The following is a 22,783-nucleotide window of genomic DNA, read 5'->3' as shown; positions in this document are numbered from 1 at the left end:
TCTGCATCCCTTAATAATTCAGCATGGCCTCTGCCTTCTCACGCAGGCGCTGCCTTGGCAGAAACTCCTGCTCCAGCGGCGGCGCGAACGGCACGGCTGTGTCCAGGCTGGCCACGCGGGCCACCGGGGCATCGAGCAACTCGAAGCAGTGCTCGCTTATCCAGGCGGCAATCTCCCCGCCAATGCCACCGGTCATCGTGTCTTCATGCAGGATGATTACACGGCCGGTTTTCTCCACGGCACTGCGCACGGCTTCTTTGTCCCAGGGCAGCAGCGAGCGCAGGTCCAGAATTTCTATACTGGCATCGGTTAGCTCCTGCTGCAGTTGCTTGGCCCAGTGCACGCCCATGCCGTAGGTAATGATGGTCAGGTCATCGCCTTCGGCCACTGTTTTAGCTTTGCCGATCTCTACGGTGTAATAATCATCCGGAATCTCCTGCGAGATGGAGCGGTAAAGCAGCTTGTGCTCGAAGTACATCACTGGGTTCGGATCCTCGATGGCGGCGTTCAGCAGGCCCTTGGCATCGTAAGGCGAAGACGGGTAAACGATCTTCAGCCCCGGCGTGTGGAAGAACCAGGCCTCGTTGCTCTGCGAGTGGAACGGACCGGCTGCTGTGCCTGCCCCCGTCGGCATACGCACCACCACATCGGCATGCTGGCCCCAGCGGTAGTGGCTCTTGGCCAGGTTGTTCACAATCTGGCTGAAGCCGGCGCTCACAAAATCGGCGAACTGCATCTCCACCATACTCTTCTGCCCGCGCACCGATAGGCCCAGGCCAATACCCAGTATAGCCGACTCGCAGAGCGGGGTGTTGCGCACACGTTCTTTGCCGAACTTCTCCACAAAGCCCTCTGTAATTTTAAACACGCCCCCATACTCGGCAATGTCCTGGCCCATCAGCACCAGCTCCGGGTAGCGCTCCATACTTTGGCGAAGTCCATCCGAGATGGCATCCACGAAGCGGCGCTCGGTTTTGGCCTCCGAGGCTGGCTGTATCACCTCCTGTTCGAAAGGCTTGTACATATCTGCTAATTCCTGCTCGCGGTTGGCTTCCGGCATCGGCTCGGCAAAAGCCGTCTGCAGCCCCTCCTCTATCTCGGCCTTCAGCTCCTCCTTTATACTTTCCAGGACCTTCTGCGTCAGCACCAGCTCATCCAGCAGGTACTTCTCGAAATTCTCCACGGGGTCTTTCTTGGCCCACTTCTCGAAGAGCTCCTGCGGCACGTACTTGGTGCCACTGGCCTCCTCATGGCCGCGCATGCGGAAGGTGATGGCTTCGATGAGCATCGGGCGCGGGTTCTTGCGGATACTGGCCGCCGCCTGACGAACGGTGTCATATACTTCCAGGATGTTATTGCCGTCTATCTGCAGCGCGTCGATACCGTAAGCCGGGCCTTTATCGATGAAGTGCTTGAACTTAAACTGCTCGTTGCTGGGCGTAGAGAGGCCATAGCCGTTGTTCTCGATCATAAAGATCACCGGCAGGCCCCACACGGCCGCCACGTTCAGCGCCTCATGAAAGTCCCCTTCCGAGGCACCGCCATCCCCGCTGAACACCAACGTCACCTTTTCCTTGTTCTCCAGCAGGTCGGCCAAGGCAATGCCGTCGGCCACGGCCAACTGCGGACCCAGGTGCGAGATCATGCCCACGATGTGATGCTCGTTGGTGCCGAAGTGGAAAGAGCGGTCGCGGCCTTTGGTGAAGCCGTGCGTTTTGCCCTGGAACTGCGCGAACAGGCGCCCTAGGTCGATGCCCCGGCTCGTGAACACGCCCAGGTTGCGGTGCAGCGGCAAAATATACTCATCCGGCTCCAGCGCCATGGCCGAGCCCACCGAGATCGCCTCCTGCCCGATGCCGGAAAACCACTTGCTCACGCGGCCTTGGCGCAGCAGCACCAGCATGCGCTCCTCGATCATGCGCGGCTTCAGGATGGCGCGGTATAGATTGATCAGCTCCTCTTCAGAATACTCTTTGCGGTTATAGTTCATCTCTTTAATGAAAACCTCGTTATAGTTTTTGGGTTAAAGTAATGGCAAGGCACCAAAAAGCTAAGTCATTAATTTATACTTTTGTTTCGTTGGATTGATGCCGCAAGGCAGGAAGGTGCAGCCCTTTCACCTTAGCGAGCAAAAGCTACAGAAAACCTGCAAAGGCTGCAAGCAAAGACACAAAAGTCTCTATATTCTATACTTTAAAGTATAATGTATAGCTGCAGCCAACATTTAAAAGTATAACAGGTAAATTATTGGCGGATGTTTGAGCAGCGTACCCGAAAGCCTGCATCTGCCCTTCAACCATGCAGCAATTTAAGATATGATAGAGTTTAAAGAATGTACCCTGGACAATGGACTGCGCGTGATCGTGCATGAGGATCATACTTCACCGATGGCTGTGTTGAACGTGCTCTACGATGTGGGCTCCCGCGACGAGGAGGAAGCACATACGGGCTTTGCGCACCTGTTCGAACATTTGATGTTCAGCGGCTCCAAGAACATCCCCGTGTACGATGAGCCCCTGCAGCGCGTGGGCGGTGAGAATAACGCCTTCACCAGCCCCGACATCACCAACTACTACCTCTCGGTGCCGGCGCAGAACCTGGAAACGGGCTTCTGGCTGGAGTCGGACCGCATGCTGGAGCTGGCCTTTAGCGACCATGGCCTGGAGGTACAGCGCAAGGTGGTGGTAGAAGAGTTTAAGCAGAACTACCTGAACCAGCCTTACGGCGATGTGTGGCTGAAGCTGCGCCCGCTAGCCTACAGGGAGCACTCCTACAAATGGGCTACCATCGGCAAGGAGATCGCACACATCGAGGAGGCCACCATGGACATCGTGAAGGCCTTTTTCCGGAAACACTACTCACCGAGCAACGCCATACTGGTGGTGGCCGGCAACGTAACTTTTGAGCGGGCGAAGGAGTTGGCAGAGAAATGGTTCGGCCCGATACCAGCCGGTGAGAAGTATGAGCGCCAGCTACAGGAGGAGCCGCGGCAGACGGAGGAGCGCGTGCTGGAGGTAACGGCCGACGTGCCGCTCAGCGCCATTTACAAAGCCTACCACATGCCGGGCCGCCAGCACCCCGATTACCATGCCGTAGACCTGATCAGCGACATCCTGGGTCGTGGCAAATCGAGCCGTTTGTATGAGCGGCTGGTGAAGGAGCAGAAACTGTTTAACTCTATTTCTGCATCGGTAACCGGAAGCGTGGAGCCGGGCCTGCTCATTATCCAGGGCAAGCTAAACGAGGGTGCGGACCTGCAGGAGGCGAACACTGCCATCGAAACCATTGTGCAGGAACTGATCGACAACCGTGTGGACGAGGAGGAGCTGAACAAGGTGAAGAACCAGGCCGAGACCAGCATCGTTTTCTCCGAGATCGAGCTGCTGAACCGCGCCATGAACCTGGCCTACTGCAAACTGCTCGGCGATGCCAACCTCATCAACCAGGAAGGCGAGAAAGTACAGGCCGTAACGCCAGACGATATCCAGCGATGCGCCCAGGAGGTGCTGCGAAAGACCAACTGCTCTACCCTGCTGTACAAGGCGGAGAAGAAGGAGCAGCCGGTGGAGGCGTAATATTGGCTTTTGATAACGAAGGAAGGCTGCCATACTTGGTGGCCTTTCTTCGTTAGAAGCCTCGCCAGCAAAATTGCTGTTCATCTTCTGTCTATATTTGTCATTTATTTCTGAAACGAATCCTGCTGCGGACTTCACCCCTGCTGCTGGAGCGTGTTTGCAACCCGTGCCTTCCAAGCCATACTTTTATACTTAAGCTATACTTTATACTTTGCTGGCGCAAGTGTCCGCTTGTGTCTTTACCTGCCACAGCTTTATCAACCGGACACAAGCTACACTTGTTAGCTCCCGCTTCCGCTCTTTCGGATTTGCAATCCGCGTGAGCCATATTTTTATACTTATGCTTCGGCCATACTTCCCTGGCCACGGCTTCCTGCAACCTGAACCAAGCTATCCTTTCTAGCTCCCGCTGATCCTCTAGTTCCTACAAACCTACCGTTGCATTTCCTGCAGTGGTGCTCTCCAGCCCGAGAGGGGCTCGTCTTCCCGCATCGCGCTGTGTTCCCTCCTTGGCTAAGGAGGGGCAGGGGTGGTTGGACCCGGTGCTACAGAATTCCCAGTTGCTCTTCGGGATTTATAATCCCGAAGCACCTAATAAGAGGATTTGCAAACCGGCTTTTAGTTTTTAGCCGCAGCTCTACAGCTGGCAAAGTGTTAAACCGGATTACAAATCCTGATAATACTATGCTTTCGGATTGCAAATTAGGAGTGTTCGGAAGAGTTATGGAATCGTAAAAGAAGGGATAATGCATAAAAGTTATGGCCGCTATTATATCCTCTACCAAAGTAAGTGTGGAATCCTTACTGCAGTATATTCCCGAGGAGAGCTTTTCTGCTCTTGCCCATCAGACGAGAGTTGATTACAAGGTGCATAAGTTGTATGGGCGCAGCATGTTTTACCTGCTGCTCTACGGTCTGATAAGTGATGAGAGAATAGGGCAGCGGAGCCTAGCAGATTATTTCAACACAGCCAAGTTCCGGGCGTTTGCCAAGCTCGATGCCTCTTCCCAGATCAGCCACAGCTCCCTCTCCGACAGGCTGGCCACCATGCCAGTGAGCTTTTTTGAGCAGGCCTATCAGCAGGTCTATCACCTCTTCTCGCGCCACTACGGGGAGCAGCAGGCAGCAGGCCACTCCATTACCCGGGTTGACTCGACCATGGTTTGCGAGCAGGCCAACAAATTGGAGGCCGGTATGCGTGTGGGGCGCAAGAAGGACGGCAAAAAACAGATCAAGTACACGCTGGCCCTGCAGGACCTGTTTCCCTCCTCCGTGGAGCTGTTTTCCAAACAATCCGAGTTGAGCGAGGACAAGACCATTGCCAGGCTTATCCTGGGCCAGGTAGCAGCCGAGGACAACGTGGTTGTCTTCGACAGGGGCGTGCAGCAGCGCAGGAGCTTTTGCCGGATAGATGCAAAGCAGCTTTGGTTTATCACCCGGCTCAAGAAGAATGCCCGCTGCCAAACCGGCACTTGTTTCTCGACGGCGGCTGGAGAGCGGGTAGGCAACGTGCGCATCCTCAGCGATGAGTTGTGTTGGCTCTACTCCCATGGCAAGCAGGTCGAGGTGCCTTTTCGCCTCATCAAAGCTGTGACCGACAAAGGCAAAGTGATTCCCTTGCTCACCAACCGCTTTGACGTATCGGCTAAGGCCATTGCCAGGCTCTACCGCAGGCGCTGGGACATAGAGGTCTTCTTCCGCTTTCTCAAGCAGGAGCTCAACCTCTCCCATCTGCTCACGGTCAGCCTCAACGGTATCAAAATCATCCTTTACATGACGCTGATACTGGCCATGATGCTGTTGGTCTACAGGAAAGTAAATGAGCTGGGATACAAAACCGCCAAAAGAAGATTTGCCATGGAGCTTGATGAACGTATCACGGCCTTGCTTATCGTCATAGCAGGAGGAAAACCAGAGATTGTCTTTGCCAATATGAAAACGTAAACAACTTCCGAACACTCCTAATTGCAAATCCGAAAGAGCGGACGCCTGGGCAAGTATAATCTCCCTCCTTGGAGGGGTGGGTTTACACCTGTAGGGATAGATCGCGACCTGCCCGCGTAAGATCAGCAGCTACAAAACTTATACTTCAGCAGCAGCAAGTACAGGCTCCCTTCCCTGTTTTGGGGGTAGGGGCCCTCGATAAAAGGGGAGGGTTGGGGAGGAGGGGTGAATCTCCCTCCTTATCCAAAGAGGGATTAGGGTTTATTAGAGCTAAAATCAATACTATTCTCCCTTCTTCAGTATTGCTTCAGATTTGCTCCAGTATTGCTTCAGAATCGGCCTGTAGCTTTGCTCCATACCTTATGTATAACCTTAAAAGCAAAAATCATGAAATCAACAGCAATTGCACTTCTGTTTCTGGGCGGCTCCCTTTTTGCCTGCGATAATGATAAAGATGACGATATAAAGCCTGATGATGTGCCTGCAGCGGTAAAGGAAACACTGAGCAGCACGTTCCCCGACGCCCAGCATGTGGAGTGGGAGAAGAAAGGCGAGGACTTCGAGGCCGACTTCGACGTGGCCACTGTGGAACACGACGCCCTGTTCAACGCCTCCGGCAGCCTGCTGATGCACAAGTTCGATGTTGCCGAGACAGAACTGCCGGAGCAGGTGAAGACCGCCATCAGCCAGAACTATGCCGACTACAGGATAGACGACGCAGACGAACTGCAGAAGGATGGTACAACCTTCTATCAGGTGGAGCTGGAGAAAGACAAGCAGGAGCAGAAGCTCGTTTTCGCTGCCGACGGCCAGGAACAGACAGGGGTACAGTACTGGGATTAAACCCAACAGAAAATAAGCCTTATGTATTTTGTGAAGCGCGGTGCCGAAACACCGCGCTTCTTTTTTATCCCTCAGCCAAGGTTGCGCCCAGCTCAGCTAAACCTTTTCCGGCCACTCTTGTATATACAAACGAGGAACTTTACCTTTGTGGCCGATGCGAATAGAAGACGAAATACACCAAAAGGAGTTTAAGGATGATCACCGTCGTCTGCTCGTGAACCTGTTGTTTACCAACAACTGGGTGAACCAGCAGCTGATGCCGTTCTTTAAGCGCCTTGGCCTCACGCTGCAGCAGCACAACGTGCTGGCCATCCTGCGCGGGCAGCAACCGGAGCCGGTGTGCTTCGGCGATATCCAGAACCGCATGGTGGACCGCAACTCCAACGTTACCCGCCTCATCGACAAACTGATAGAAAAAGGCTTCGTTACCCGCGACATCTGCCAGGCCAACCGCCGCATGATTGAGGTACGCCTCACGGAAAAGGGTATGAAGAAGCTGCAGGAGGTAGATGCTCGTTTTCCGGAACTCCTGGAGCATTTCCATAAGCTTTCGAAGGAGGAAGCTGTTATGGTGAGCAACATGTTGGATAAACTACGAGGCTGATTTTTTTTGCGGATATATTTGTATACACAAGTAATGTACATACGTTAAAACGACCTATGAAACACATCAAGATAAAGGGAGCCACGATTCCAGCACTAGGGTTGGGCACCTTCCAATTAGAGGGAGACACGGCACTGAGGATCGTTACCCATGCCCTCGCCACTGGCTATAGGCACATCGACACGGCTCAGATGTACCGCAACGAGGAGGCAGTGGGTAAAGCCATCATGGAATCCGGGGTAGCTCGGAGCGAGGTTTTCCTGACCACCAAGGTGCTGCCGACGAACCTCTCGAAAGATAAATTCATGCCCTCTGTGGAAGAAAGCCTGCAAAAGCTTCGCTCGGACTACGTGGACCTGCTGCTGATCCACTGGCCAAATGCAGAGGTGCCTGTGGAGGAGTACATGGCGGAGTTGATGAAAGCCCAGGAGAAAGGCTATGCCCGGTATATTGGAGTCAGCAACCACCCTACTGCCCTGCTCGACAGCGTGCTGGCCACCGGCGCCGGGATCATCACCAATCAGGTGGAGTACCACCCTTTCCTCAACCAGGACAAGCTATATGCATACCTGCGCCAGCACGAGCTCACGCTCACGGCCTACAGTCCGATTGCGCAAGGACAAGTGCTGGGCAACAAGACGCTCAAAAGCATCGGCAGCAAGTATGACAAAAACGAGGTGCAGGTAACGCTGCGCTGGCTCATGCAGCAGGACGGCGTGCTGGCCATCCCGAGAAGTGCCAAGGAAAAGAACATCGAAGCCAACTTCAACATCTTCGACTTTGAACTCACCCAGCAGGAAGTGGAGCAGATAAACCAGCTCAAGCAGGCCAACACCCGCCTCATCAACCCTTCCTTCGCCCCAGCCTGGGACACGGTCTAATTGATAATTAAGAATTACGAATCAATAATTAAAAACCATAAATATTAAATGATGCCTGGAGGGTTACGCAAGGAGCCCCTTTTTAACTCCTAAACTTTCTAACTCTCTAACTTTCTAACTACATTATGTCACAACCACTTTTAAAACCAATAACTCTACACGACCTGTACCTGAAAAATCGGGTCATCATGGCACCCATGACGCGCAGCCGCGCCGATAATAACAACAACGCCGCCAATGAGCTGATGGCTACTTACTACGCCCAGCGCGCCGGCGCCGGACTGATCATCTCTGAAGGGTCGCAGATTTCGGAGCAGGCGGTCGGCTACATTAACACGCCCGGCATTTACAGTGCGGAGCAGGTAGCAGGCTGGAGGAAAGTAACCGATGCCGTGCACGCGGAAGGCGGCAAGATTTTCCTGCAGCTGTGGCACGTGGGCCGCATGTCGCACCCTGATTTCCATGGCGGGAAGCTACCTGTGGCCCCCTCTCCCATCAACCCGAACGACAAGGCCTTTACGCCGGAGGGCTTCAAAGACACCGTTGCCCCGCGCGAGTTGACGGTGCCGGAGATAAAGCAGATCGTGCAGGACTTTAAAACAGCTGCCCGCAATGCCATAGATGCCGGTTTTGACGGCGTGGAAGTGCATGCCTCCAACGGTTATCTGCTGCACCAGTTCTTCGTAAGTACCGCCAACGTACGCACCGATGCCTACGGTGGCTCTGTGGAGAACCGTGCGCGCATCCTGTTCGAGGTACTGGACGCCGTTAAGGAAGTGGTGCCGCAGCATCGGATAGGTGTGCGCCTGAACCCCAGCATGCACGGCGGCTTCGGCATCACCGTAAACGAGGACACTATCCCCACCTTCGACTACATTGTAGAACAGCTGAACAAGTATAGCCTGGCTTACCTGCACCTGACTGAGGCCTCACCGGCCAACAAGGACGTGCCGCACATAGAGCCGCAAGTGGCCAAACGCTACCGTCCGAAGTATAAGGGCAGCCTGATCATCAACGGCGGCTTTACCCAGGAAACGGGCAACCAGGTGATTGCCGATGGCAACGCTGACATGGTGGCTTTCGGGGTGCCGTTTATCGCCAACCCGGACCTGCCGGAGCGCTTTGCCCAGAACGCCGAGCTGCAACAGGCAGACCAGAGCAAGTTCTATGCTCCTGGCCCGGAAGGCTACGTGGATTACCCTACGCTGGCAGAGGTGGAAGCCTAAGCCGACTTTGCTGCACAATGCGAAAGCACCCGCTAAAGTATAGCGGGCGCTTTTTTTATACTTTGTAACTCAAACGGATTCACCCCTCCCCAACCCTCCCCTAAGAACAGGGGAGGGAGTTTGGCAGTACTAAGGCTGCTGCAGACATCCCTGTTCGCATTTCTGCACTGCCGGGTCCAACCACCCCTACCCCTCAGAGCTAAGCTCGCTACCTTCGAACTCCCGTTCTCGGTAGTCTAAGGAGGGGAGCCTGTAATTGCTGTGGATGAAGTATGAGCTCCGTATCTGCTGGTATCGCGCGGACAGGTCGCGACCTGTCCCTACAAAATATAAACCCACCCCAGCCCCTCCAAGGAGGGGAATTCTCCGCAGTTGATTAACATCCCCCTGCCCCCTTCAAAGGGGGACTTGGTTCAAGCTCTGTTGGCGGAGGCTATCGAACGATTCCCAGTCCTTGGGTGGGGGTAGGGGCCCTCGACAAAGAGCGCCTTGTGAGATTCCGGTGCCGCGAAAGCGGCATTGCGGCCGAAGGGTAGCAAAGGAAGGGAACACAGCGCGATGCGGGAAGACGAGCCCTCTCGGGCTTGAGAGCACCAAAGTATAAATGAAACTGTAGGCTTGTAAGTCTACAGGATCAGCGGTAGCTAGAAAGTATAGCTTGTGTCAAAATACAGGAATTAGCGGCTAGGAGAGTATAGCTCAAGTATAAAAAGACGTAGGAAGCAGTGGCTAGCAAAGTATAACCCAAGTATAAAGTATGAATCAGCAAGTATAAAAGTATGGCTTACGCGGATTAGGAAATCCGCAGCAGGTAGAGTTCCGGACAAGGATATCCGGAACAGCGGAATAGCCAAAGCATAAACTCCAACCCAGTCGGCCTTTTATACTTTATACTTCCGCTAATGACCATGCTACTGCAAATCAGGAGCCTTGTCGGATAGCTGCAGCTGCCGTACCTCGCCCTGCTCCCAGGCATTGGCACCTGGCACGACCTCCGGCATGGGGATATCCTCGCGCTGCTTGTGCTTTTCCGCCGTCGATACCTTTAAGTTCTTGTCTCGCTCGTCTACCAGTTCCTGCCGCAGCTGCCCGTCCCCGGTAAAGCTCATCATGATCATCGGAGCGCCAAAGGGCAGTTCCATGTTGCGGTCGGTATGCCAGGTGTGTATGGTTTTGCCGTAGGTAGACACCAGTTTCTCCATCAGTTGATGCTCGGTGGCATCGGGGATACCCGGCGCAATCAGCGTACCCGATTTCACCTCATAATGGTGGCTGTGCCACAGCTTTTTCTCCTCCTCCGGCAGCTGTTTAAACAACCGCTCAGAGATGATGTACTCCACCCCCATCAGCTTGGCTTCATCCCCATTGCCATCATAAATGATCGCCTGGTGCACATCCTCGTTCAGCTGCGTTACATAATGGTGTACCTCCATCTGCCCCTCCAGGTGGCCGCTATAAAAGTGGAAGCCATTCAGGTACATGTGTGTCCTTGTGAGCGGGGCTTTATTCTGCATCAGGTTTGCGCTCATCTCCAATGCTTTCGTTTCCACGGTTTTCTCGCTGCCGGGCACCTGCACGTCGGTTTCGGAGTTCTCGCCGCCGCAGCCTGCCACTAGCCCTATCGCCAGCAGGGGCAGGACGGTTTTTATCTTTTCAATCATCTTTAAATCCAGTTTAGGTATAATCCTGGTTCTTCAACTCTACAGACGTATGCCCGTATTGTATGCTGCGCCTATACGTTGGCTCCAACAGCGCATTCGCCTAGAGCAGGTATAAACGCAAAAAACGGCCCTGGCAGTGGCGCAAAATCATATTTTTAGCTTAGATTTACTTTTTAGCTCTGCTTCTTCAGGGGCTTTATGCATACGTATACTTCGGATTACCACACTATGAAACTGAAAATAAGAACCGGCTTCGGCTACGACGTGCACCAACTGCAGGAAGGCCTGGATTTCTGGCTCGGCGGCATCAAAATCCCGCACACGCACGGCGCGCTGGGACACTCCGACGCCGATGTGCTCACGCACGTGATCTGCGACGCCCTGTTGGGTGCCGCCAACATGCGCGACATCGGCTACCACTTCTCCGACAAGGACCCCAAGTATAAAGGCATCGACTCCAAGATCCTGTTGAAGGAGGTGGTGCACCTGCTAAGCCGCGAAGGCTACGAAATTGGTAATATCGACTCGACCATCTGCCTGCAGGAGCCGAAGGTAAACCCGCACATCCCAAGTATGAAAACCTGCCTGGCCGAGGTAATGGGCATCCCTGAAGAGGATATCTCTATTAAGGCTACCACCACCGAGCACCTGGGCTTTGTGGGCAAGAAAGAAGGCGTGGCGGCCTTTGCCACTGTCCTGATCGTGAAGCAGTAGGCACGGCGGATTAAACCACCTGCACCAGCACCCGTCTAACCTGAATTATACTTTTATAACACCTTAACTAAATCATGAAGAGACATAATCTCTACGCCGCCCTGCTGCTAGCTGCCGTTGGCTATGGCTGCGCCCAGGGCCCAAGCGCCAGCAAGCCCACTACCGATGTAGCCAAGCTGAGCGAGGCTGCCCCCAAGTATGCCCAAACCATTACAGCGGCAGACCTGTCGAAGCACCTGCACATCATTGCCTCTGACGAGTATGAAGGCCGCAACACCGGCGAGAAAGGTCAGAAAATGGCCGCCGAGTACATTGCCCGTGAGTTCCGCGAGGATGGCCTGGCAGGCCCGGTAAAGACTAACAGCGCCAACCCCTACTACCAGACGTTCGACCTGCAGAAGAGCGCCTGGGGCGAAGGCCATATTTCGATAGGAACTGAGAAGTACCTGATGATGCAGGACTTCTTCCCGTTCGGCTCCTCTCCGTTCACTACCGAGCAAGGCGTAGAGGCTGTTTATGTAGCTGATGCCGCACAACTTGCAGAGAAAGGCGCACAGGGTAAACTTGTGGTAACCATGCTGACGCCAGCTGAGATGCAGACCAAGATGCGCGGTTTTGGTGCCGCCGCCGAGCAGGCCGGCGCTAAAGGCGTAGTGTACGTGCTGGGTGCCGAGGAGTACCGCGGCATGGCCGAGCGCTTTTCACACCGCCTCTCGCAGCCTTCGCTCTCGCAGATGGGCAGCAACAACAACAACCGCCCGGCTACAATTTTTGCCACGCCTACCGTAGGCGCCGCCCTACTGGGCACTACCCCCGAGCAGCTGCAGCGCAACGCTTCCACCATCGCCTTTAAGCCTGCTTCTGATATCAGGATTCTGATGAGCAGAACAACGGAGCCACTGCCAACCGAAAACGTGCTAGGCTTTATAGAGGGTACTGATAAGAAAGACGAGGTAATCATCGTAACAGCGCATTACGACCACGTGGGTGTGGACGAGTCGCTGGAAGGCGATAAGATCTACAACGGCGCCAACGACGACGGTTCCGGCACGGTGGCGGTGATCGAGCTTGCCGAGGCATTTGCCCAGGCGAAGAAAGACGGTTACGGCCCGCGCCGCAGCGTGCTATTCATGACGGTAACCGGTGAGGAGAAAGGCCTGTTGGGCTCGGAGTACTATGCCAACAACCCAATCTTCCCGCTGGAGAACACTGTGGCGAACGTGAACATCGACATGATCGGCCGCATGGATTACGAGCACGAGAAGACTAACGACAGCAACTACATCTACGTGATCGGGGCCGACAAGCTTTCTTCGGAGCTGCACCAGATAAACGAGGAGATGAACCAGAAGTACGTGAACCTGAAGCTCGACTATACTTTTAACGACGAGAACGACCCGAACCGCTTCTACTACCGCTCCGACCACTATAACTTCGCCAAGAACGGCATACCGATCGTGTTCTACTTCAACGGCGTGCACGACGATTACCACCAGCCGGGCGACCATGCGGACAAGATCATCTACGAGAGCGCCGAGAAGGTATCCCGCCTGGCGTTCCACGTGACATGGGAGCTGGCCAACCGCGAAAACCGGATTGTTGTGGACAGCAATAAAAAGTAAGCTTTTGGAGTTAGAGAGTTTGGGAGTTTAGGAGTTAGAGAAGAATGAGTTAAAGAAGTAAAAATGACAAAATATTATTTGTTTTACTTCTTTAACTCTCTAACTCCTAAACTCCCAAACTCTTTTTAACTTTAAGGGTGTTTTTCTTTTATGGGGACGGCCTAAAGTATGGCTCACCCTGGAAAACGCAGGGGGAAATATAGTATGAGCAAACTGAGACAGTTTCTGCAGGACGCAGAGACAAAAGCATTCGATCAGGGGCACCGCTCCACCATCAAGTTCAACATCGGCAAGTATAACGCCGCTGTGCAGCGTGGCCTTACCCAATACTCAGACCATGAGCTGGCCCGCGAGCGGGCTTCCTATATCAAAACCCAGACCATCAACAACCTGGATAAGTACCTGATGGAGTTCGAGGCCAACTTTACCGCCCGCGGCGGCAAAGTGATCTGGGCCCGCGATGCGCAGGAGGCCTTGAAGGAGATTGGCGAGATCATGAAGCGCAAGCGTGCCCGCTCGGTGGTAAAGTCCAAGTCGATGACGACAGAGGAGATACACCTGAACGAGTACCTGGAGAAGAACGGCATCGAGACCGTAGAGACTGACTTGGGCGAATATATCGTGCAGTTGGCGGAGCAGCGGCCTTACCACATCGTGACGCCGGCCATGCACATGTCTAAGGCAGACATACGCGACCTGTTTGTGCGCAAGCTGGGCATCCCTCCTACCGATAACGCCGAGGAATTGGTGGGCGTGGCTCGTACACTACTCCGCGAAAAGTATACTTCCGCCGAGGTAGGCATCACCGGCGGTAACTTCCTGATCGCGGACGTGGGCGGCGTGGCCGTCACCGAGAACGAGGGCAATGGCCGTCTTTCCACAGCTTTCCCCAAAACGCATATCGCCATTGTGGGCATCGAGAAGATGATCCCTTCTATTATGGACCTGGACCTGTTCTGGCCGCTACTGAGCACCAGCGGCACCGGGCAGAATATTACGGTGTACAACACGGTCTTCACCGGCCCACGCCAGCCGAAAGAGAAGGACGGTCCGGAGGAGATGTACGTGGTCCTGCTCGACAACGGCCGCACCGACCTGCTGGCCCTGCCCGAGAAGCGCGAGGCCCTGAACTGCATCCGCTGTGGTGCCTGCCTCAACGTGTGTCCGGTATACAAGAACATCGGCGGCCATACGTACGAAACAACCTACAGTGGCCCGATCGGCTCCGTCATCACGCCACACTATGATGGGATGGCCGAAAACAAGCACCTGAGCTTTGCCAGCTCCCTCTGCGGCGCCTGCACCTCCGTTTGTCCGGTTAAGATCAACATCCACAACCTGCTGCTGCTAAACCGCAAGCAAAGTGTGGACGAGGGGCTGGCCGAGAGCCAGGAGAAAACGGCTATCAAACTGTGGCTAAAGGCCATGAAGAGCAGAACGCTGATGAACCTGGCCCCTGCCGGCATCAAGAACTTCGTGCTGCGCTACATGCAGAAAGACACCTGGAGCAAACGCCGTGAGCCGCTGCAAGCCGCCAGTAAATCGTTTAACCAGCTTTGGAAAGAGCAACGCGGAAAATAAATTATTAAGCCTGCTGATGAAGCAGGCTTTTTTTCTGAATCGGGTTTATAGTTTCGGAGTAAACTCCTTCCTAGGAGTGGCAGAAGGTTTACCCTAGTCCATTCCTAAAAAAGGACGGATGTTTTGCGATACCTAGTCCAACCACCCCTGCCCCTCCTTGGCTAAGGAGGGGAGCTCTGTAGCTGCTTTGGCTGAAGTATAACATCTATTGCTGCTGAGGTAGCATCAGCAATAGTATGAACCCACCCCCAGCCCCTCCGAGGAGGGGAATCTACTGCAGGCGATTACATCCCCTTGCCTCCTTCCAAGGGGGACTTCGGTTCATATTGCATAGCAGCAGCTATCGAACTGAACCCAGTCCTCGGGTTGAGCGCCTTGTGAGATCCGGTGCCCTGAAAGGGCAGCGCCTTAGCGCAGGAGGGAACACAGCGCGATGCCCGAGGACGAGCCCTCGCGGGCTGGAGCGAGCCAAAGCTGGATGTGAAATAAGCTGGTTATGAGGCCGTGGATGAACGGTAGCTAGCAAGGATAGCTTGTTCCAGTTGCAGAAAGCAGTGGCTACAGGAATGCATAAGCGAATGCTGGCGTTAGGAAGCAAATATAAATCTACCCTACCTATCCACTTCGCCCAGCACGATATCCACAGAACCTACGATGGCAATTAAATCTGCCACCATACAGCCACGGCTTATTTCAGATAACACGGACAGGTTTACAAAGCTTGGGGCACGGCCTTTAGCGCGGAACGGCACATCGCTTTTATCAGTGGTGCGGAAGTAGTAACCCAGCTCGCCGCGCGGGGTTTCGCCTCTAAAGTATAACTCCTGCGCTCCGGTCATGCGCATCTTCTTGGGGCAGGCGGCCTGTGGGTCAAAGTCGGGGGTACGTTTGTGGTCGCCGGTAAGCTGGTCGAGGCATTGGCGGATGATCTTAACTGACTCGCGGCACTCCAGGGCGCGCACGTAGTTGCGATCCCAGCAATCGCCGGTGGTGCCGGCCAGGCCCTGCCCTATTGGGACCTCAAATTCCAGCTCGGGATATACGCTGTAGCCATCCACGCGGCGCAAATCATACTTCAGACCGGAGCCGCGCAGCATGGGGCCGGAGCAGCCATAATTAATCGCCACATCCAGCGGAAGTATACCTACATTAGCCGTACGGTCTATAAAGATCTTGTTCTCCAGAAGTATAGTATCCAGTTCGTCGAGCTTGGGCTGCAGGTAATCTATAAATTCGCGGCAGCGCTCCTCAAAGCCGATGGGCAGATCATAGTATAAACCGCCCACCCAGATATAGTTGTACAGCATGCGGGCGCCACAAACCCACTCCAGCAAGCGCTGAATGTGCTCGCGGTCGCGCAGCAGCCACAGGAACGGCGTGAAGGCCCCAATGTCGATGGCGTAGGTACCGATGGCCACAAAGTGCGAGGCAATGCGGTTGAGCTCCGTTACCAGCACCCGGATGTACTCCACCCGCTTCGGGATCTGATCGGTAATGCCCAGCAGCTTCTCCACTCCCATACACCACACATGCTCCGAGTTCATGGCGGCCAGGTAGTCCATGCGGTCTACGTAGGGAATGGTCTGGTTGTAGGCCATACTTTCGGCGTGCTTCTCGAAACAGCGGTGCAGGTAGCCGATGTGCGGCACCACCTCCTGAATGATCTCGCCGTCGGTGACCACCTCCAGGCGCAGTACGCCGTGCGTGCTTGGGTGCTGCGGCCCCATGTTCACAATCATCTCACCGGCCTTCAGCGCATCCTGGCTGAACTTATTCGGCTCCGACTGCAGCAGGTAGTTTTTATAGATCGTGGACACGGGGTGAATAATTAATGACTAATGATGAATGAATAGCAAAGGTCGGAAAAAAGGGGGATTTGTGCAGGGGATTCTTAGTGAGCCATTCTGGATTGATAACATGACTAACTGTATAATACTTTTTTAAATAATATTAACTATATGATGTATATTGGTTAATCAACTTAAATTTAATGAGAATGAAATATGTAGTTGCTTTAGCTATGCTATTTTTCAGTTGTACCTTTATTAGCTGTACTTATATACCAACAGGTTTAGGGAATACTGATACATATCCTAAATACGAGCAGAGTTCTAAGTTTAAAAAAATCTTTCTTACTCCACAAGGTTATACCTTTGCTGAATACTATCTCATAAAGCAATTTACTTTTAACAACCAGTTATACTCAGCCAGAGTAAGGGTTTACAATGAAGCGAATGTAGATACAGCCTACTTCAGAGAGAATAAAGAGGGAGTAGTATATATTGATCCCAAAACTTTTATTGAAACTGTAGACCTCCCCAAAGATCCTAAGCCAGGTCAAAAATGGCAGGAACCAACTAACTGGGTTTATGAGGTTAAAAGTATAGATGCTACGCTGGAAACGCCTATTAAGAACTGGAGCAATCTTATAGAAATTGAAGCTAAGCAGACTACAGGAGAGACAAAAGATAAATTCATGAAATATAGCAATTTTTATGCTGAAGGAATAGGATTTGTTGGTAGCATTGTTGATAACGAGCTGATCGCGTTCTTTAAAGAAAAAGTGGATATAGCTCAATCTAAAGAATAATACCCCCGCTAGTGCGAGCTTGTAGCTCGTACTTCCTAACATTAGCAAAGGCACGAGCTGCAAGCTCGCGCCAGCAAAAGGCCAGCAAGGGCCAGCAAAAAATAAGCGTCACGTTAAGCTATGAACCTGCACCTCCGCACACTCACCCTCAGCGACGTCGAAGCCGTAGCCAACCTCTCCTCCCAACTCGGCTACAAGGCATCCATGGCAGAAACGAAAGTATGGCTGCAGGAAATCTTAGCGAATAAAGACCACTGCACTTACGGGGCGGTGCTGGATGACAAGCTGATCGGCTGGGTACACGGGTTTTATACGTTGCATTTAGAGTCGGGTGCTTTTGTGGAGATTGGCGGCTTGGTGGTAGATGAGAACTGCCGGAGAACGGGAGCTGGCCGAAAGCTGGTGGAGCAGGTGCGGGGCTGGGCCAGGCAAAAGGGAGTCGGCAAGGTACGGGTGCGTTGCAATACCCAAAGAACCGACAGCCATACTTTTTACAAAGCAATTGGTTTTGAGGAAGTAAAAGAACAAAAGGTTTTCAGTATATTGTGTTGATAATATACTTCTTACAGCATTCCCGCTTCCCCGCTATTGCGGGAGTGTAGCCCATACTTTTCTTACGCTTACACTTTTTCTTAGCAAGGGCTAAGGGCATCAGATCTCACCTAACACAGCCGGACATGAATACAAAACTACTAATGACCATCAGCGCTCTTATCATGGGCATGACGGGGGTGGCCTTATCTTTTCTGCCGCAGGAAGTCTCCGGCAGCTTAGGGATGCCCGAAGCTGCTGCCATCATTTTGCAGGTTCTGGGGGCGCTATACCTTGGCTTTGCCATGATTAACTGGACAGCCAAAGCAAACCTGATAGGGGGAATTTACAGCAGACCTGTTGCCCTTGGCAACCTGGCCCATTTTGTCATCGGCGCACTTGCTCTGGCTAAACTGGCGTTTAAAGACGCAGGCCCGACCTACCTGTGGGTAGTAGCTCTGGTTTATTCGGTTTTCGCCATCCTTTTTGCGTATGTTTTCTTTACCACCCCGGCCCTGAAAAGCAGCAAGTATAATTAAACCGGTGTGGGCAGCGCAAACACACAAACTGCCCATGCTATTGTGCCTGAACAATTTACCTTTTGCAGAATTTAACTTTCTGCATAAAAGCTAGTAATACCATAAAGCCTGTACTTCTACCCCGAAGAGGCTCCCATACCCCGTTGGCTTTCTGATGCCTCTGCTATACGAAGGCTTGTCCATTTTTTTATGACCAGCTCTTAACGTAACAAAGCCAATTCCTCATGCAGATGAAATTATTTTTCTCAAGATGGGCGCAGGTAGCAGGGTTATTCTTGATAGGAGGCACGCTAGCCTGGGCTATAAAACTAGCCGTCATTGTCTCTACAGATGGTCGGGTTATAACCACCGGTGCCGCAGCACTTTTCATGACGGTCGGCATTGTATTGCTGTTGATCGGCTCAACAGGCATAGGGTATTACCTCAGCAGAAATCGCAGCATGCCGGTGCGGGCCATCGCGATCATACTTTCACCTGCCTTGGTTTTTGGCTCTTTTATACTGATCGGCATGGTCACCAACCCTTTGCTTCAGAACAGTAGCGTCTGGTATGCGCAGCAGGAAGCGCCTATCGGGGTGGCTGTTATCCTGTACATGGCGGTAGGGTACTTCCTTCTCAGGAGCGGCAAGCGCGATACCCGCTATGTATAGTGCTCTTGCAAGCTAGATCGATTTCTGAATTTACACCATAGCACCATTGCTCCTGCAGGTCCTTTCCGGCAGGAGTGCCATCATTCTTTGCGGTTTTGGCTGTACCTTACAAATACTTTACGATAAACTAACCTGCTCAGCGCATGCATACAGAATGGCACTTCCCGGTGATGATCTTTGCCTCCTTACTGGTCTTCTTCCTCGTGATCAGGGCGGTTTTGCCGGGGCAGGAGTTTTTGCAGAAAAAGTATACAGTTGTGCTGCTCTCCGTTTGGGTGGTTATTGTGGGCATGCTGTTTGGCAAATACGGCGCTTCCTGGGGTTTGCCCTGGTGGATCTACTACCCCATCCCCATGTTGATGACGGTCTTGTTGCCGCCGTTTGTCCTGAAACTGAGAAAGAATAAAACGATCCTGTACCTGATTCTGAGCTTTCTGTCAGCGCCTTTCATTCACATCTTTTTCTCCTTCTTTTTCGGCTGGACTGAGTACATGCCCTTTTGGAAGATTCCGTCTGCACAGATCTTATTTCACTACTAGAGTTCGCGCCAGCAAGTGATCAGCTTACCTTTTCTTCCAAGCTCGCTTGACCACGGAGTCGAGTGCTTTGCCGACAAGTATAAAATCACCCCCCTATACTTCACACATCATGAAAGCAGCAGTACATACCCGGTACGGGCCACCAGAAGTGGTAAGTATAAAGGAGGTTCCCAAGCCTGAACCTAAGGAAAACGAGGTGCTGATCCGAGTCTACGCCTCTACCGTTAACCGCACCGACAGCGGTTTCCGAAGCGCCGAATATTTCATCTCCAGGTTCTGGAGCGGCCTGCTCCGGCCTAACTACAAAACACTTGGCTGTGAATTCGCCGGCCAGGTAGAGGCGGTGGGCAAGGCGGTGAAAGCCGTAAAAGTTGGGGAAAAAGTGTTCGGCTATAACGACAAGAAGTGCGGCGGACACGGCCAGTACATGACATTGGCCGAAAACGACGCCTTCACGACCATGCCCGAGGGCCTGTCCTACGAAGAAGCTGCCCCGATCACAGAAGGAGCGCACTATGCCCTGGGCCACATCCGGGCAGCAAAAGTGAAAAGCGGGCAAGCGGTGCTGGTGTATGGGGCAACGGGCGCTATTGGCTCGGCGGCGGTGCAGCTGCTCAAACACTTTGGGGCGCACGTAACGGCCATATGCCATACCCGGCATGTATCCCTCGTCAGATCCCTGGGAGCCGATGTGGTTATTGATTACACGCAGGAAGATTATGCCCAGGCAGGCCGCAAGTATAGTGTTGTGTTCGATGCCGTCGGGAAAACATCGTTCGGGCATTGCAAACCGGTGCTGACGGAAAAGGGCGTTTACATCTCCACAGAACTCGGCAAGAACTGGGAAAATATCTACCTGACCCTGCTAACGCCGCTAAGGCGGGGTAAAAAGGTGCTGTTTCCGATTCCCTCCATCAGCAAAGCAGATGTAGAGTTCCTGAAGCAGTTGGTAGAGCAAAAGCAATTTAAGCCGGTGCTGGACCGAAGCTATACTTTAGAGCAAATCGTGGAAGCTTACAGGTATGTGGAGACAGGGCAAAAAACGGGTAATGTGGTACTAACGCTAACGTGAGGAGCAGCAACTTAAGGCACTTGCAACGGATTACGCTTCAAGGATGCGCCCGCCCAAAGCTTAGTTACCTATGGAACAACGCTTGGGAGGAAGGAATGATGCAGTGCTGTTTACAGTAGCTCGCGCTAAAGTTGTGCCAAATGGCATATTTTGCCAAATAGAAATTATATAGACAGGATAATATATAGTATATTCGTAAATGCAGGCTTAATTCCTGGTTGTAATCTAAGGGTGGCTGATATTTTATGCTTTTAAACCATAGACGATACAAGAGCAGAACAGGAATTTAAATATTGGTTACAGCTTGAGCACCCATAAACCCCTATCTAAATGAAACAAACTATAGCATGCCTGTGGGGCTTTGCCCTGGTTGCCATGCTCTTCTTTAGCTCCTGCAAAAAAGATGATGTAACGGCAGACATTCTGCGTTCGACCACCTGGAAACCAGGAATGCAGGATAAAAATCCAGCTTCCGGTCCGTATGGGAGTATAAGATATTCTGCTGTATTCACCTGCCAGCAGGATGATACTTACCGTTTTGATTCCAAGGGTACGCTAACTATCAATCAGGGAACAAATAAGTGCAGCAACAATGAGCCAGCAACTAAATCCCTGTCTTATTCCTATAACCGGGAAACGAAAGAGTTAATGATTGATGGCATCAGGTATACAGTAGTTGAGGAAACTGAAGAACAGGTGAAGTATTATGTCCCTGTAGCTTACGCTACTGGATCTGAGTATCTTGTTTTTTTACTCCATAAGAATTGATCAGCCAGACTAACATTTTGAATACCACCCGCTCATGAAACTTCCCTACTTTATACTTCTCGGCCTGTTGCTCCTGGTCGATATACTTACATTCACAGAAGTTGCCTCGCTGGTGCGCCAGCCTTCCGACTTGAAAGTAGCCATCGGCTTGGGACTGTTGCTGGTGCTCGTCATCGCCAATTTCTTCGTCATCCGTCTTTCTATCAACAAACTTAAAGCTTAGCAAATGAACAACGCCCGTCAGCTCATGACCTGGAGCCTTAGCTTCATACTAATACTTGTGCTCTCCATCAGTGCCATGAAATCCTGCACCCGCATTGATGCAGGCCATGAGGGGATACTCGTAAAACTCTACGGCACCGACAAAGGTGTGCAGGACGTGAACCTGGTAACCGGCCGCGTGTGGTACAACCCCTTCACCGAGGAGGTTTTCCAGTTCCCAACCTTTGTGCAGACGGTGGATTACCCGGCCTTTACCGTGAACGCGAAGGACGGCTCCGTTTTTACCGTAGACCCGACTATTTCCTTCCGGGTGACGCCCGGCGAGAGCCCCAGGATCTTTGCCAAGTACCGCAAAGACATTGAGCTGATCACCAAGACAACGCTTTTTAACTACACCCGCGATGCTTTCCGCATCCAGTTCAACCAGTATAGCACCGACAGCATCATCTCGAACCGCCAGAGCTTTGAAGACAAGGTACAGATAGCGCTTGACAATGCCCTGCGTAAGGAAGGCTTCGAACTGGAGCAGATGACAAGTGGTCTGCAGTACCCCGAGGTAATTGTGCAGGCTGTGAACCTGAAAAACAAGGCCGTGCAGCAAGCCATGCAGGTAGAGAATGAACTGAAGGTAGCCGAGGCCCAGGCCCGCAAGAAGATAGTAGAAGCCGAGGCCGAAGCCCGCGCCAACGAGCTGCGCCAGCGCACCCTCACACCGTTGCTCATCCAGCAGCAGTTCATCGAGAAGTGGGACGGCAAAACTCCGCTCTACGGCAACTCGCCCACCTTTTTTAAGAATGTGCAGTAAGTATAACGTATAAAATCAGAGGCCGCCGGAAGTATAACCGGCGGCTTTTTTTGTTTCCAACCCCTCCCCAACCCTCCCCTAAGAACAGGGGAGGGAGCTAGTATCGGGTCCAACCACCCCTACCCCTCCTTGAAGGAGGGGAGTCTGTAATTGCTCCTACCAAAGTATAAGTTTTATAGCTGCCGGGAGGGGAGCTATACTTGCCACACACCCTGTCATCTCGAGCAGGGCGAGAGATCTATCCGGAGTTCTATAGAGATCTCTCCCAAAGGTCGAGATGATAAATAGCAGTGGCTATCGAACCTGTTCCCAGTCCTTGGGTGGAGCGCCTTGTGAGATCCGGTGCCCGCAGGGCAGCGCCTTGGCGCAGGAGGGAACACAGCGCGATGCCAAAGGACGAGCCCTCGCGGGCTTGA

General features: G+C 52.8%; 21 protein-coding genes. 18 read left to right on the top strand and 3 right to left on the bottom strand.

What is annotated here, in order from left to right; genetic code table 11:
• Positions 1–10 precede the first annotated feature (10 nt).
• Complete coding sequence (locus OH144_RS18905; protein WP_266203835.1) at positions 11–1,990, bottom strand: alpha-ketoacid dehydrogenase subunit alpha/beta; 1,980 nt, start codon at positions 1,988–1,990, stop codon at positions 11–13.
• 325 nt (positions 1,991–2,315) lie between these two features.
• Between OH144_RS18905 and OH144_RS18900 the strand changes: the two genes are divergently transcribed.
• The 6 genes from OH144_RS18900 to OH144_RS18875 all read left to right on the top strand — a co-directional run bounded on the left by OH144_RS18900 (position 2,316) and on the right by OH144_RS18875 (position 9,073).
• The gene (locus tag OH144_RS18900; protein WP_266203834.1) at positions 2,316–3,575 is read left to right on the top strand and encodes a M16 family metallopeptidase; all 1,260 of its coding nucleotides are present in this window, start codon (positions 2,316–2,318) and stop codon (positions 3,573–3,575) included.
• A gap of 759 nt (positions 3,576–4,334) precedes the next feature.
• On the top strand, positions 4,335–5,519 hold the full coding sequence (locus OH144_RS18895) for an IS4 family transposase (RefSeq protein WP_266203304.1): 1,185 nt from the start codon (positions 4,335–4,337) through the stop codon (positions 5,517–5,519).
• Positions 5,520–5,906: 387 nt separating this feature from the next.
• Positions 5,907–6,362, top strand: coding sequence for a PepSY-like domain-containing protein (locus OH144_RS18890; protein WP_266203833.1), 456 nt, complete (start codon positions 5,907–5,909; stop codon positions 6,360–6,362).
• A 154-nt stretch (positions 6,363–6,516) separates the two neighbouring features.
• A complete protein-coding gene (locus OH144_RS18885; protein ID WP_266203832.1) occupies positions 6,517–6,966 on the top strand; it encodes a MarR family winged helix-turn-helix transcriptional regulator in 450 nt (149 codons plus the stop codon).
• Between the two features lie 56 nt (positions 6,967–7,022).
• The gene (locus OH144_RS18880) at positions 7,023–7,847 is read left to right on the top strand and encodes an aldo/keto reductase (protein WP_266203831.1); all 825 of its coding nucleotides are present in this window, start codon (positions 7,023–7,025) and stop codon (positions 7,845–7,847) included.
• A gap of 125 nt (positions 7,848–7,972) precedes the next feature.
• Positions 7,973–9,073, top strand: a complete 1,101-nt coding sequence (locus OH144_RS18875) for an alkene reductase (RefSeq protein WP_266203830.1) — start codon at positions 7,973–7,975, stop codon at positions 9,071–9,073.
• 911 nt (positions 9,074–9,984) lie between these two features.
• Here the strand turns inward: OH144_RS18875 and OH144_RS18870 are convergent.
• On the bottom strand, positions 9,985–10,734 hold the full coding sequence (locus OH144_RS18870; RefSeq protein ID WP_266203829.1) for an OBAP family protein: 750 nt from the start codon (positions 10,732–10,734) through the stop codon (positions 9,985–9,987).
• A 228-nt stretch (positions 10,735–10,962) separates the two neighbouring features.
• On the opposite strand from OH144_RS18870, the gene ispF reads away from it, so the two are divergent.
• The 3 genes from ispF to OH144_RS18855 all read left to right on the top strand — a co-directional run bounded on the left by ispF (position 10,963) and on the right by OH144_RS18855 (position 14,651).
• A complete protein-coding gene (gene ispF, locus OH144_RS18865; protein WP_266203828.1) occupies positions 10,963–11,448 on the top strand; it encodes a 2-C-methyl-D-erythritol 2,4-cyclodiphosphate synthase in 486 nt (161 codons plus the stop codon).
• Between the two features lie 74 nt (positions 11,449–11,522).
• Positions 11,523–13,070, top strand: a complete 1,548-nt coding sequence (locus OH144_RS18860) for a M28 family peptidase (RefSeq protein ID WP_266203827.1) — start codon at positions 11,523–11,525, stop codon at positions 13,068–13,070.
• Positions 13,071–13,274: 204 nt separating this feature from the next.
• Entirely contained in the window at positions 13,275–14,651 is a 1,377-nt protein-coding gene (locus OH144_RS18855; RefSeq protein WP_266203826.1) for a LutB/LldF family L-lactate oxidation iron-sulfur protein, read from the top strand.
• A gap of 611 nt (positions 14,652–15,262) precedes the next feature.
• Here OH144_RS18855 and OH144_RS18850 read toward each other — a convergent pair.
• A complete protein-coding gene (locus OH144_RS18850; RefSeq protein ID WP_266203825.1) occupies positions 15,263–16,468 on the bottom strand; it encodes an NADH-quinone oxidoreductase subunit D in 1,206 nt (401 codons plus the stop codon).
• A gap of 179 nt (positions 16,469–16,647) precedes the next feature.
• On the opposite strand from OH144_RS18850, the gene OH144_RS18845 reads away from it, so the two are divergent.
• The 9 genes from OH144_RS18845 (at position 16,648) to OH144_RS18805 (ending at position 22,367) form a co-directional block, all read left to right on the top strand.
• Positions 16,648–17,241, top strand: a complete 594-nt coding sequence (locus tag OH144_RS18845) for a hypothetical protein (protein ID WP_266203824.1) — start codon at positions 16,648–16,650, stop codon at positions 17,239–17,241.
• A gap of 120 nt (positions 17,242–17,361) precedes the next feature.
• Positions 17,362–17,793, top strand: coding sequence for a GNAT family N-acetyltransferase (locus OH144_RS18840; RefSeq protein ID WP_266203823.1), 432 nt, complete (start codon positions 17,362–17,364; stop codon positions 17,791–17,793).
• Positions 17,794–17,918: 125 nt separating this feature from the next.
• Entirely contained in the window at positions 17,919–18,311 is a 393-nt protein-coding gene (locus OH144_RS18835) for a hypothetical protein (protein ID WP_266203822.1), read from the top strand.
• 224 nt (positions 18,312–18,535) lie between these two features.
• Positions 18,536–18,961 (top strand): hypothetical protein, encoded by a 426-nt coding sequence (locus tag OH144_RS18830; RefSeq protein WP_266203821.1) that lies wholly within the window; start codon positions 18,536–18,538, stop codon positions 18,959–18,961.
• Between the two features lie 143 nt (positions 18,962–19,104).
• Positions 19,105–19,500 (top strand): hypothetical protein, encoded by a 396-nt coding sequence (locus OH144_RS18825; RefSeq protein WP_266203820.1) that lies wholly within the window; start codon positions 19,105–19,107, stop codon positions 19,498–19,500.
• 109 nt (positions 19,501–19,609) lie between these two features.
• The gene (locus OH144_RS18820) at positions 19,610–20,572 is read left to right on the top strand and encodes an NAD(P)-dependent alcohol dehydrogenase (RefSeq protein WP_266203819.1); all 963 of its coding nucleotides are present in this window, start codon (positions 19,610–19,612) and stop codon (positions 20,570–20,572) included.
• Between the two features lie 330 nt (positions 20,573–20,902).
• Positions 20,903–21,340 (top strand): hypothetical protein, encoded by a 438-nt coding sequence (locus OH144_RS18815; RefSeq protein WP_266203818.1) that lies wholly within the window; start codon positions 20,903–20,905, stop codon positions 21,338–21,340.
• Between the two features lie 34 nt (positions 21,341–21,374).
• A complete protein-coding gene (locus OH144_RS18810) occupies positions 21,375–21,563 on the top strand; it encodes a hypothetical protein (RefSeq protein WP_266203817.1) in 189 nt (62 codons plus the stop codon).
• 3 nt (positions 21,564–21,566) lie between these two features.
• Positions 21,567–22,367, top strand: a complete 801-nt coding sequence (locus OH144_RS18805; RefSeq protein WP_266203816.1) for an SPFH domain-containing protein — start codon at positions 21,567–21,569, stop codon at positions 22,365–22,367.
• Positions 22,368–22,783 lie beyond the last annotated feature (416 nt).

Source organism: Pontibacter kalidii (assembly GCF_026278245.1).
Taxonomy (GTDB): Bacteria; Bacteroidota; Bacteroidia; order Cytophagales; family Hymenobacteraceae; genus Pontibacter; species Pontibacter kalidii.
Note: the sequence above shows the minus strand (reverse complement) of the source record. Positions and strands in the feature narration are given on the sequence as shown.